Below are 12,521 nucleotides of genomic sequence, written 5' to 3'. Positions count from 1 at the left end.
ATTTTCGGTAAACGGCTGTTTGAAAAGTAAACATTTCAGAAATTCGTCGTAGCAATAACACTTAAAATCAGAGCCGCGGCATATTTCAAAAGCTGAGTCGGAGTTTCGAAGTAATTCCTGCAGGGTTCAGGCGTTGACTGTCATTCAGGAGAAGCAAACTGGAGATTGGATGTACACGGTGAGGACATTGTGGAACGTACAGTGACTGTCAAACCAGGCGTGATCGTTTAACCGTATAAGGTGCCTATTGTGAGGCAGAATTGAGCCGATCATCTAAGGTGCTGGATGACGGCGCCGGGATTTTTCGCAGTGGGATATTAAATCTTTTTGGTAGCCTGGCCGGGTGGCCATTGAGGATTCAGGCTTTCTTCGAAAGCGCCTCTAAAGAGAGCGGGGATAGCCAAAGAGGTTCAGAGCGTGCGCCTCTTTGGCCCTTAACGCGGTTAGCTTTTTAGTGCATGTCCTTCGGGTAGCTGTTTCTCCATCCAGATCGCCAGTTTGTGTTTCATATTAGGTTCGTTCTCCTGGTCTTTTGCCAGGGGATGAATCAGACCGTCATTGACCAGCAAACGGTAAAGGGCCGTGATCTTGCTGTTGGCGCTGTCAGTGGGCTCAAACTTGCCCGCACCACGTTTTTCAAAGTAAACCGATCCGACCACTAATGCCTGGCGCACCAGGTCCGCTTCGTGTTTGAGTTTTTTCATGCTGCCGCATCCTTCCGCTTGGCTGGGGAGTTCTTCCATTTATGCGGAAATCCGCTGGCGCTGTAAAGTGAAACAGGGATTAAAGTAAGCGACGACCGGAGTGTCGCCGCTTACAAGAGGGCTATGTGGAGGCAAAGAATCAGTAGCTGATTCTGCCGTGGGGCTGATTTTTCATGGAGTCCAGGAAGCTGTCCCGACTCATGCGGACCAGTTCACGGTGGTCGCCCGCTTCGAGATAGCATTCAGGCTCTTCACCGAGGTGGTCATCCCAGATGACGGGCAGATTGTAAGTCTGGCCCAAGCTGGGTACGGCACCCTGAGCACAGTCCCGGAACAGGATTTTTACATCGTTCTGACGGGCCGTGGTCAACAGGCGATTGGTAAAGTGATTAACAGCGCGTAGGTCGACCTGGCGGTCGGCGGGTACAACGGCCATCACAAAGCCTTCGTCGTCTCTCAACACTACACCTTTTGCAACCCGTTTAGGGGGAACTTTGGCTGCCAGTGCACAGCCCATAGCGGTTTCGGCGTAAGGGTGAAAAACGCGCTTGTACGCGATGTGTTGACTATCCAGGAAGCGCTGAATGGTTGGCGCAAGGGACATGAGGTTTACCTCTGTTTGAGGCTCCTGCCAGTTAGGGCTCCTGCACCTCTCAGTGTAGCTCATCTGGTGGTCTATTCTTGAAAGGAGATGTGAACAGAAAGTGAGGTAGACCATGGCTATTGCACTGCATGCGTCTTCCCGGTTGGGAGGTGCAGCCCATAAGGCGGTAGATAAGCACTTGAATAGCCTGGATAAAATGCTGGCCGGTGCGACCGAAGCAGACGTGGATGAGGTGATTCACGATACCCGTACCGGGATGAAACGGATGCGTGCCTTTTTGCGCCTGATCCGCCCCGCCATCGGAAAGCATGCCTACTTTGACGCCAACGCCCACAGCAAAGCACTTGCGGGTGCCCTGTCCGGTAGCCGCGATGCACGTGTGCTGTTGGATACCGTGGATCTGCTATTGCTAGAGGTTGAGGACAGGGAGTGTCGCGCCCGATTACGTGAGCCTTTTTCGAAAAACTACAGCCAGACTTGTGACATCGCCGCTGGTACACAGCCGCTCAGGCAGGCGCGGCAACGGCTGCGCAGTTTGCAGCACAGAGCCCGCCACTGGCGCCTGAAACGTTACGATTATCAGGCTCTGATGCTTGCCATCGAAACCGAGTATGGACAGGGGCGCAGGCACTGGTTGCAGATTCAGCAGCACCCGGACGCAGAGGCGTTGCACGCGTGGCGTAAGGAGGTGAAACGTTTTTATTATCAGGTGTCACTGCTGTTTCCCCGCGGTAAAAAAACGCAGCGCGCACGCCTGAAGGATCTGGGCGAGTATCTGGGACAGCTGCATGACCTGCATATCCTGCTGGAGTACATCGCCAGCCACCGATCGCTTTTCTGGGCTGAAGACCTGTCACTCCTGGAGTTGACTGCACAGCGGCGCGAGCAGGCCCTGATGGATCTGATCTGGCGTCTTGCGCCCAAAGCCTACGGTGAGCCTGCACCGAGCTACAGCCGCAAGCTGATCAAAGGCTGGCGTGACCTGCGTCAGAAAAAGCATTGACGGGAAGCGGGCTGCAGTTGTGCCGCCGTCAAATTGCCTCTGATATACTCGGGCTATCTTTCAGTGAGGCAGCGTATTTCTATGAAATTCCGAATTATTCCTGTGACCCCGTTTCAGCAGAACTGCACCCTGATCTGGTGTGAAGAAACCAATAAAGCCGCGGTGGTTGATCCGGGCGGTGACGTGGATCGCATACTGGCGGCCGTTGAGGAGGAGGGCGTAGAGCTGGAGAAGATTCTGCTGACCCATGCGCACCTGGACCATGTTGGTGGTACGGCTGAATTGGCCAAGCGCACGGGGGTGCCGGTGGAAGGTCCCCATATCGACGACAAATTCTGGATCGATGGCCTGGACCAGCAGTGCACGATGTTCGGATTTCCGCCGGTGGAAGGGTTTGAGCCGGATCGTTGGCTGGATGAAGGCAACGACATCGAAGTGGGTAATCAACACCTGAGCGTGTTGCACACGCCGGGGCATACCCCGGGCCATGTGGTGTTCTTCCATCCGGGGGATTTGTTGGCAATGGTGGGTGATGTGTTGTTCCAGGGTTCAATCGGCCGCACAGATTTCCCGAAAGGCGACCATTCAACCCTGATCGCCTCCATCCGTGAAAAGCTGTTCCCGTTGGGCGACGATGTGGATTTCATTCCGGGGCACGGTCCGATGTCGACGTTTGGTCGTGAGCGCATCAGCAACCCGTTTGTATCCGATCACCGCGGCTGATCAGTTGCCGGTGTTGCGCTCAGTGGAGACCCCACCGCTGACCACAAAGGCCGTCACCTGACTGGCGGCCACCTCCAGGGGTTCCACCTGCGATCTAGGTACGATGATCAGGTTGCCGGCAAAGTTGTATGACTGTGGCAGATAAACCGCGACCTGATCCTCCAAACCAAAGCTCTCCATACTTTCCCGGGTCATAAAGCCCATCGCTTTGATTCGCTTGTCCTCGGTCAGGTATACCAACACCGGTTTGTCGAAGCTTTTGGCATCCCCCAAAAAAGCATGAAACAGGTCCTTGAGTGCGTTGTAGAGCAGCTTAACCAGCGGGATGCGCTCTAGAAAACGGTCCACATAACCCATCATATAGCGCCCCAGATAGAGAGAACCTGCGACACCGGTGGCGGTAATGACTATCAGGGTGACGGCGGTGCCGATCAATGTAGCGGTGAGGCCCGGCTCCAGCGCCGGAGAGAAGTAGGCCAGCAGGCTGCCGATGGCGGAAAAAACGGTTTCGTTAAGTGCGGTGAAGATCAGGTACACCAGGTAGATGGTGAGCACCACTGGCAGCAGGATCAGCAGACCCTGGAAGAAAAATCGCATCAGGCTTCGTATCATCATAGGCTCCTTGTGCTTGGCCTGAGATTAAGTGTTGATGACTGAGTGAAAGCTTAACAGCGTAAACTTTACCCGCCTGTTTCACGCCTATGGCCCTACACCCCAGTCATCGCAGCGCTATGAATCGTGAGCTTATGGCTGGTGCGGAGCCTGCTGATACTCCAGTGACGCCATCTCGGTGAGGCGGCTGATGGTGCGCTGAAATTCAAAGGCCAGCAGGTCACCCTGATACAGTGAATCCAGGCTGGTGGCTGCGTTGAGAAACAGGTTGACGCGGCGGTCGTACAATTCATCCACCAAAGCGATAAAACGACGCGCCGGATCATCCGAGCGGCCAACCATCACCTGGCGTTCTCCCGTTGTTTGTGACCCCACTGCACCGTCTTCCGTCCCGCGCGCCTTGATACGTTCAAACTGCTTGCCGCCCAGTAGCGGTACGTTGCTAAGAAACAGAGTGTGGAAGCGCTTTGCAAGATCGATGTAGTCGAGATGGCTGCGCGGACCTTCGCACAGAGCCTGGAAATCAAACCACGCCACCTGTTCTGTTGCAGCGATACAGGAGATTGGTCGGTTGCAGACCAGGATATCCTCGTCGCGATTGAGCTGTGCATCATTGTGTGGCGCGAACAGATCATGCAGTGGCGAGTGGTCGCCAACAAAATACGCTGCACTGTGGGTCAGGCTGCGCAAACGGTGGTCCTTCTCGCCTTCCATCGCGACCACGTTCAGGTGCTGGCGTAGCAGTTGGACGGTGGGCTCAAAACGATCCCTGTGGATATCTCCGCGGTACAGCTCTTCCGGTGGGCGGTTGGAGGTGCATACCAGGGATACCCCCAGGCTGAACAGGTGTCGGATCAAACGGCCTAACAGCATCGCATCGCCAATCTCGGCGACCAGAAACTCGTCAAAGCAGAGTACACGGTAACGTTGGGCAAGCCCCTGGGCGACAAAGAGCAGTGGATCTTCCTGGCCCGAGTTTTCCTGCAGTTGCTGGTGGATCAGTGCCATAAAGCGGTGGAAGTGCAGGCGCAAGGTGCAGTCGTTGCCGAAATCCTCTCGGAGGGAATCGCAGAACAGATCCATCAGAAAGGTTTTACCGCGGCCAACCGGTCCCCAAAGATAGAGGCCTTTAGGGGGCGTGCGCTGCTGCTGGGCCAGTTGTGGCTGCAGTTCAGCCAGGTAGGTCAGTGCCTGACGTTGCACCGGGTCGTCGTCATAGCCGTCGGCCAGAAGCGCGTTGTAACGCTTTTGCAGCGGCTGCTCTTGGGTCGAGTTGGTAGGGATCATGGGGACGCATCTTAACGCCCCCATCCACAGGATGCTACTTGTGAAGCAGCCGGGTCATCTCAATCCACTCGTGATCAAGACTCTTATTGCGTTCCAGTACCTCCCGCAGTGGCACATCCAGAATCTCTCCTTTCTGTACACCCACCATGATGCTGGAGTAACCCGCACGCAGATAATCGACTGCGGAGGCGCCCATGCAGGACGCCAGTACACGGTCGTGCCCGGTTGGACTGCCGCCGCGCTGGATGTGGCCCAGAATGCATACCCTTGGCGCCTGGTCGTGTTCTTCCAGTTGCTGGGCGATGCGGTAGGTCAAACCGGGGCGTGGGCCTTCCGCCACTACAATGATGCCGCTGGAACCTTCGCCCCTAACCCGGTTGTTGGCCAGCTGGAAACAGAGGGATTCGATTTTGAATTCCACTTCCGGAATCACCACCATCTCAGCGCCACAGGCGATGCCTACCTGGGTGGCGATGAAGCCGGAATCGCGACCCATCACCTCCACCAGGAACAGGCGTTCGTGGGAGAGGGCGGTATCACGGATTTTATCGATAGCGTCCAGCGCGGTGTTGACGGCGGTATCAAAACCGATGGTGTCTTCGGTGCCGTGAATATCGTTGTCGATGGTGCCCGGCAGGCCGACGACGGGAATGCCGCTCTCTTCGGTAAGCAGGGCCGCGCCGGTCAGAGAGCCGTCACCGCCGATTACTACCAGGCCTTCGATATCGCGTTCACGCAAAATAGCTGCCGCCTGCTTACGCACGGCCGGATCTTTAAACGCTTCGCAACGGTCACTTTTCAGCATGGTGCCGCCACGCTGAATGATGTTGGATACGGAGCGGGAGTTCATCTCCCAGATATCGCCAATGATCAGGCCACTGTAACCACGATTGACGCCATATACGCGAATTCCGTGGCTGAGTGCGGCCCGGACCACTCCACGGATCGCAGGGTTCATGCCGGGCGCGTCGCCGCCACTGGTCAGTACGGCGATCGCTTTTAGCTCCTTGACTGGGTCCATAGCAGGTAGCTTATACATCAAATCTCTCCTATCGTGTAATCCACAGACAGTTCACCTATCGCTCAAGCGTACTGCCATTTATTGACGCTTGTATGGCAGCGATTGGGTTCTTGGGAAAGGACTGTGGCATGTCATCCATACCCTTCATTATAGGGTTATGCTGAGGTTAGGCAGCAACGGGAGAGTCGCAATATGACGTTAGCGGAACAGATCGCTCATGACATTCTGCGAAGTTTTTCTAACTACCGCGGGCATTTTCAGTGTATTACCGATGGTGCCCGTGCGCGCTTTGAGCTGGCCGACTGGCAGGCGGTGCAACGTACAGCAGCTGAGCGGATCAATCTGTACGAACGTATGTGTCAGGATGCGGCGGATGCACTGCAACTTAAGATCAAACAGGATCTGCACAATTCCGAACTCTGGCGCCAAGCCAAGCTTGCCTATATCGAGCTGATCACCCAGCGCGACGACTTTGAACTAGCAGAAACCTACTACAACTCCATCTATTGCCGGGTATACGCGCATAGCCAGTTAGATGACCTGCATATGTTTATCCACAGCTCCATGGCCGGGCGTATCGTGCACTCGGGCGACCAGATCTATCACACCTATGACCTGAATAACGGTGTACAAAGTATGCTGTCGCGGTTGCTGGACGATGTGCCATTTGATATTCCCTGGGAGAACAAGCGCCGCGACATTCGCAATATCCTGCGCTACGTGCGCAATAATCTGACCGAGCAGTTTGAGAGCCCTGCCAATACCCGCATCGACGTGGTCAAGAGTGTGTTTTACCGCAATAAAGGGGCCTATATCGTTGGTCGTGTGCGCACCGATCACAAACAGCTACCCTTTGTCCTGCCGATACTCAATAACGAGGCGGGAGGTGTCTATGTGGATACCTTGATTACCGAAGAGAACGATGTCTCGGTGATCTTCAGCTTTACCCGTGCTTATTTTATGGCAGATGTGAACGTGCCCTCCGAGTTTGTGCGGTTTATGCAGTCGATCCTACCGATGAAGTCGGTGGCCGAGCTATATAGTTCAGTGGGTTTTTATAAGCAGGGTAAGGCGGAATTCTACCGCAACTTTGTCGAACATCTGAACAACTCAGACGACGCCTTTATGATCGCTCCCGGGATCAAAGGGATGGTGATGACGGTGTTTACCCTGCCCAGTTATCCACTGGTGTTCAAGATCATCAAGGATCATTTTTCCTCGTCCAAATACATCTCGCGCAGCACCGTGATTGAGAAATACCAATTGGTAAAACGGCATGATCGGGTGGGGCGAATGGCCGATACGATGGAGTTCACCAACTTCAGCTTTCCGCGAGATCGATTTTCCGACGAGCTGATCCAAGAGCTGCAACGGGTAGCGGCATCCAGTGTGGAGGTGCGCGATGATGTGGTGCTGATCCGTCACCTCTGGACGGAACGTCGCATGACACCGTTAAACATCCATATCAACGAAGCACTGGCGAAAAAGGATGAATACGCCGTATTTCACGCGATCAACGAGTTTGGTAAATGCATCAAGCAGCTGGCCGCTGCCAATATTTTTGCCGGTGATATGTTATTCAAAAATTTCGGCATCACCCGGCATGGTCGTGTGGTGTTCTACGACTACGATGAGATCATGTACCTGACCGAGTGCAACTTCCGCGAGATTCCCGAGGCGATCTACCCTGAACAGGAGATGATGGATGAACCCTGGTATTCGGTGGGGCCAAATGACGTGTTTCCGGAAGAATTCCGTATGCTGACCCGCTGTGACCGGACGGTACGGCGGATCTTTAATGAGCTGCATCAGGATCTGCTGGAGGTTGGTTTCTGGCGTGAGATGCAGGCGCAGGTGCGGGCAGGAAATGTGATGGATGTATTCCCGTACCGAAAAGTGAAACGTTTTCTGCGTAACTGATTGCTTTTTAAGTGTATTAGTCATGTTTCGACTCCAGAATAGATAGTATGTAGATCAGAGGTTCAGTGGTTTGACTGGATGTTAGGCAGATAGAAATGTGCGGGATCCTTGAACCGTCGCTTGAACTGTCTACTATTTAACCATTGAGCGTTTTAAAGAACGTAAGCTCGGAACAAGAACAGGGAGACTGCTATGACGATCAAAAAGACTGTTACCTCAGCTCTACTGGCAATGGGGGTGGGCGTCGCAGCCATGGGAGTATCAACCACCGCTTCTGCAGAGCAATTCATTACCATTGGTACCGGTGGCGTTACCGGGGTGTACTATCCAACTGGCGGTGCGATCTGTCGTTTGGTGAATAAGGGGCGTAAAGATCACGGAATCCGTTGTTCGGTTGAGTCGACCGGTGGTTCGATCTACAACCTAAATACGATTCGCTCCGGTGAGCTGGATATGGGAGTTGCTCAGTCTGACTGGCAGTATCACGCCTACAACGGGACCTCCCAGTTTGAGGACAAAGGTGCCAACAAAGAACTACGCGCAGTGTTCTCTGTGCATGCAGAGCCGTTTACCGTGGTTGCCCGTGCGGATGCCGACATCAAGTCGTTTGATGACCTGAAGGGGAAGCGCGTTAATATCGGGAATCCGGGCTCCGGTCAGCGTGGTACGCTGGAAGTGGTGATGGAAGCCAAAGGCTGGACCATGGATGATTTCGCGCTGGCATCCGAGCTGAAGGCATCGGAGCAGGCCAGTGCGCTGTGCGATAACAAGATCGACGCAATGGTGTATACCGTTGGCCATCCGAGCGGAGCAATCAAAGAAGCCACCACCTCATGCGACAGCAAGCTGGTGACTGTCAGCGATGATGTAATCAACGGCCTTATCAAGCAGCATCCGTACTACCGCTCAGCGACTATTCCGGGTGGTATGTACCGTGGTAACGGAGATGATGTGGAAACCTTTGGTGTGGGTGCCACCTTTGTCACTTCGACGTCCGTACCGGAAGAGGTGGTGTACCAGGTGGTGAAAGCAGTATTCGAAAACTTCGATACGTTCCGTAACCTGCACCCTGCTTTCCGTCACCTTAAGAAAGAGGACATGGTCAAGAGTGGTCTGTCCGCACCACTGCATCCAGGTGCAGCCAAGTATTACAAAGAAGCTGGTCTGATGTGATCTGAAATCAGAAACGCGGGGGTATTTGCCCCCGTTGTTCCTCTGTTAAGGAGGTCCCGTGACAGATAAGCCAACTCCTCAGATTGATACTGATGTACAGGAGATGGTTGCGCAGGCCGATAGCGGTGCCCGCGCTCCCCAAGGCATGCCCGGCAAGGTGCTCTGGCTGGTCGCGCTGGCCTGGTCCCTGTTCCAGCTCTGGTATGCGTCGCCTCTACCCTTTACCCTGAATTTTGGCGTGTTTAACGACACCCAGGCGCGGTCGATCCATCTGGCATTTGCGATCTTTCTGGCCTACACCGCCTTTCCGGCGCTGAAGCATTCCCCTCGATTTTATATCCCACTGCAAGATTGGATTATGGGGTTGGCCGGATCCTTCTGTGCTGCCTATCTGGTGATCTTCCATGCGGAACTGGCCAATCGTGCCGGTGATCCGACAACTCTGGATCTGGTTGTGGCCGTTGCCGGTATGTTGATCCTGCTGGAGGCTACACGCCGTGCTTTGGGACCACCGTTGATGGTGGTTGCCTTGGTCTTTCTGATCTATACCTTTGGCGGTCCGTACATGCCGGATGTGATCGCACACAAAGGTGCGAGCCTGAACAAGACCATGTCGCACCAGTGGCTCAGCAGCGAGGGCGTGTTTGGTGTGGCGCTGGGGGTATCCACCAGTTTTGTATTCCTGTTTGTGTTGTTCGGATCCCTGCTGGACAAGGCCGGGGCGGGTAACTATTTCACGCAAGTTGCTTTTTCTCTGCTGGGGCACATGAAGGGTGGGCCGGCGAAAGCAGCGGTGGTGTCGTCAGGCCTGAGTGGTTTGGTATCGGGTTCTTCGATTGCAAACGTCGTGACCACCGGTACGTTTACTATCCCGCTGATGAAACGGGTTGGTTTTCCCGGCCAGAAAGCCGGTGCAGTAGAAGTTGCCGCCTCAACCAACGGCCAGCTCACGCCACCGATCATGGGGGCCGCCGCCTTCCTGATGGTGGAGTACGTAGGCGTTGCATACATAGAGGTGATCAAGCACGCCATCCTGCCCGCACTGATCTCTTATGTGGCACTGATCTACATCGTGCACCTGGAAGCGCTGAAAGCCGGGATGCGTGGATTGGAGCGGCCTCACAAACCCACTTTGGTTCAGGCGTTGATGACCTGGAGCATGATCATCTCGGGCATCTGCATTCTGTCGCTGGTCCTGTATTACGGCATGGGATGGTCCAAAGAGGTGTTGGGTAATGGCACCTACCTGCTGATCGGTGGACTGATGCTGGTGGTCTATCTGGCATTGATCCGCTTTGCCGCGCGGTATCCAGAGCTGCATATGGACGATCCGAACGCGGCGATTGTGACGCTACCTGAGGTGGGACCGACGGTGAAATCCGGTCTCTACTTCCTGTTACCCGTGGTGGTGTTGGTTTGGTGTCTGACAGTTGAGCGTCTGTCGCCGGGATTGTCCGCATTCTGGGCAACGGTGTTTATGACGCTGGTGGTACTGACCCACAAGCCGTTGAAGTCGATGTTCCGCGGTGATCATAACTGGCAGGAAAACAGTAGCATCGGTATCCATGACCTGCTGGATGGTCTGGTGAGTGGTGCGCGCAACATGATCGGCATCGGTGTGGCGACCGCGGCGGCTGGTATTGTGGTTGGTACGGTAACGCTAACCGGCATCGGTCTGGTGATGACCGAGTTTGTCGAATTCATCTCCGGCGGTAATGTGATGTTGATGCTGATCTTTACCGCCATTATCAGTTTGGTACTGGGCATGGGCTTGCCAACCACCGCGAACTATATCGTTGTCTCTACCCTGATGGCGCCGGTGATTGTCACGCTAGGGGCGGAGCATGGTTTGTTGGTACCGCTTATCGCGGTACACCTGTTTGTTTTCTATTTTGGCATCCTGGCGGATGACACACCGCCGGTGGGGTTGGCCGCTTATGCTGCCGCTGCAATTGCTCGCTCCGATCCCATTAAAACCGGTATCCAGGGTTTCGCCTACGATATCCGTACGGCGGTGTTGCCGTTCATGTTTATCTTTAACACCGAGTTGTTGTTGATCGGAGTGGAAGGGCCTTTCCATCTGTTAATGACAGTCGTCTCGGCGACCGGCGCGATGCTGATATTTGCAGCAGCCACCCAAGGCTATTGGTTAGTCAAAAACCGCTGGTATGAAACTGTATTGCTGCTGCTTGTGGCCTTCTCGCTGTTCCGGCCTGGTTTTTGGTGGGATGAGATATACCCGCCAATCGAGCGCAATCCTGCTACCGCGCTAGAGCAGATCGCGGATAGTCTGCCTGCCAACGATAAGCTGCGTCTGGCTGTGGCAGGCGAAACCATCGATGGCGATTATGTGAAGAAGATTGTTGAGCTGCAGGTCGGCGGTAGTGAAGGTGGTGCCCGGCGGTTGCAGGAATTGGGGTTGACGCTTTCTGTGTCCGACGACAAGGTGATGGTCGATATGGTGGGCTTTGATAGTCCTGCCCAGAAAGTCGGGATCGATTTTGGCTGGGAGATCCTGGCGGTTGAAACCGAAACCGACCGTCCACCCAAACAGTTGGTGTATATCCCTGTCATACTGTTGTTGGCAGGCATGGCTGCATTGCAACTGCGCCGCCGTACACATGAGGTGTAAATACACAATAGGTGAAGATCATGTTTAGCAAGGTTCTGTTTCCCGTCGACCTTGAAGATGTTGTAACCGCGGAGCACGCATTACGATATTTGAATGGCATGCTGTCCAACGGACAAGAGTTGCATATTCTGGGGGTGTTGCCTGGTTTCAATATGCCGCTGGTCGCCTCCTATTTTCCTGAAGGTACCGTGGAGCATGCGATAAACGCCATGGAGCAACAGTTGAATGAGCTAGCCGAACAAAACCTGAGTAGCAAGCTGAGTTGGTTTATTCATGTAGCAGAAGGTGTACCTCATAAAGAGATTGTGAAAAAAGCCCGCAAACTCAATTGTGATTTGATTGCGATTCCAAGTCGAAACCATGGATTTGTGGAGAAAGTCTTATTAGGTTCGGTGACAGCAAAAGTTGTGGAGCAGGCGGGATGTTCGGTATTTGTTATGCGTTAAGCAGCCGATCAGATTATAAATATGGGATATAAAGGCGCCGACAGGCGCCTTTTTTACAGCGAGGGCTAATAGTGCTGTTTAATTAATGATCTGCGCTGTGTGTTTTTTGATCAAAAACACATGTTTTTTCACTTTTTTTAAGTTTTTTTCAAAAGGCTGTTGACGCTCAAACTGAGGTCTGTAGAATGCGCCTCCTCGCTTGAGAGAACAGCCTTCAACGGCCCGGTCACTCAGGCAGAGAGGCTTAAATAAGTCGCTGATTTACAAAGTGAATTAGCACAAGGCTTTTAAGCCGTCGGCGTCACCGGCAAGCTTCAAAAACTTTTGAAAAACTTGCAAATAAACGGTTGACAACGACACGGCGCGAAGTAAAATATGCGCCTCGCTTGAGACAAC

11 protein-coding genes are annotated in these 12,521 nt (G+C 53.9%); 6 read left to right on the top strand and 5 right to left on the bottom strand.

The annotated features are described in order from the left end of the window. Positions 1 to 443 precede the first annotated feature (443 nt). A complete protein-coding gene (locus QKW35_RS15030; RefSeq protein WP_282354340.1) occupies positions 444 to 704 on the bottom strand; it encodes a DUF5062 family protein in 261 nt (86 codons plus the stop codon). A gap of 139 nt (positions 705 to 843) precedes the next feature. Further along, entirely contained in the window at positions 844 to 1,308 is a 465-nt protein-coding gene (locus QKW35_RS15025) for an aminoacyl-tRNA deacylase (protein ID WP_282354339.1), read from the bottom strand. Between the two features lie 112 nt (positions 1,309 to 1,420). Between QKW35_RS15025 and QKW35_RS15020 the strand changes: the two genes are divergently transcribed. Next, the gene (locus QKW35_RS15020; protein WP_282354338.1) at positions 1,421 to 2,311 is read left to right on the top strand and encodes a CHAD domain-containing protein; all 891 of its coding nucleotides are present in this window, start codon (positions 1,421 to 1,423) and stop codon (positions 2,309 to 2,311) included. Between the two features lie 81 nt (positions 2,312 to 2,392). Continuing rightward, positions 2,393 to 3,034, top strand: a complete 642-nt coding sequence (locus tag QKW35_RS15015; protein WP_282354337.1) for an MBL fold metallo-hydrolase — start codon at positions 2,393 to 2,395, stop codon at positions 3,032 to 3,034. Here QKW35_RS15015 and QKW35_RS15010 read toward each other — a convergent pair whose 3' ends face one another. The 3 genes from QKW35_RS15010 to pfkA form a co-directional block, all read right to left on the bottom strand. Next, on the bottom strand, positions 3,035 to 3,646 hold the full coding sequence (locus QKW35_RS15010) for a DUF502 domain-containing protein (RefSeq protein WP_282354336.1): 612 nt from the start codon (positions 3,644 to 3,646) through the stop codon (positions 3,035 to 3,037). It abuts the gene before it with no gap. A 132-nt stretch (positions 3,647 to 3,778) separates the two neighbouring features. Next, positions 3,779 to 4,933, bottom strand: a complete 1,155-nt coding sequence (gene zapE, locus QKW35_RS15005; RefSeq protein WP_282354334.1) for a cell division protein ZapE — start codon at positions 4,931 to 4,933, stop codon at positions 3,779 to 3,781. Positions 4,934 to 4,967: 34 nt separating this feature from the next. Further along, complete coding sequence (pfkA, locus tag QKW35_RS15000) at positions 4,968 to 5,972, bottom strand: 6-phosphofructokinase (RefSeq protein WP_282354332.1); 1,005 nt, start codon at positions 5,970 to 5,972, stop codon at positions 4,968 to 4,970. A 174-nt stretch (positions 5,973 to 6,146) separates the two neighbouring features. Between pfkA and aceK the strand changes: the two genes are divergently transcribed. The 4 genes from aceK (at position 6,147) to QKW35_RS14980 (ending at position 12,125) form a co-directional block, all read left to right on the top strand. Further along, a complete protein-coding gene (gene aceK / locus QKW35_RS14995) occupies positions 6,147 to 7,874 on the top strand; it encodes a bifunctional isocitrate dehydrogenase kinase/phosphatase (RefSeq protein ID WP_282354330.1) in 1,728 nt (575 codons plus the stop codon). Positions 7,875 to 8,066: 192 nt separating this feature from the next. Next, positions 8,067 to 9,047 carry a TAXI family TRAP transporter solute-binding subunit gene (locus QKW35_RS14990; RefSeq protein WP_282354329.1) on the top strand — a complete coding sequence of 327 codons (981 nt, stop codon included), beginning with the start codon at positions 8,067 to 8,069 and terminating at the stop codon, positions 9,045 to 9,047. 103 nt (positions 9,048 to 9,150) lie between these two features. Further along, positions 9,151 to 11,679 (top strand): TRAP transporter permease, encoded by a 2,529-nt coding sequence (locus tag QKW35_RS14985; RefSeq protein ID WP_282354449.1) that lies wholly within the window; start codon positions 9,151 to 9,153, stop codon positions 11,677 to 11,679. Positions 11,680 to 11,699: 20 nt separating this feature from the next. Further along, complete coding sequence (locus QKW35_RS14980) at positions 11,700 to 12,125, top strand: universal stress protein (protein ID WP_282354328.1); 426 nt, start codon at positions 11,700 to 11,702, stop codon at positions 12,123 to 12,125. Positions 12,126 to 12,521 lie beyond the last annotated feature (396 nt).

This window comes from Pontibacterium granulatum (assembly GCF_029961155.1).
Classification (GTDB): Bacteria; Pseudomonadota; Gammaproteobacteria; order Pseudomonadales; family Balneatricaceae; genus Pontibacterium; species Pontibacterium granulatum.
The sequence above is the reverse complement of the archived record's forward strand: the minus strand, read 5'-3'. Positions and strand labels throughout refer to the sequence as shown.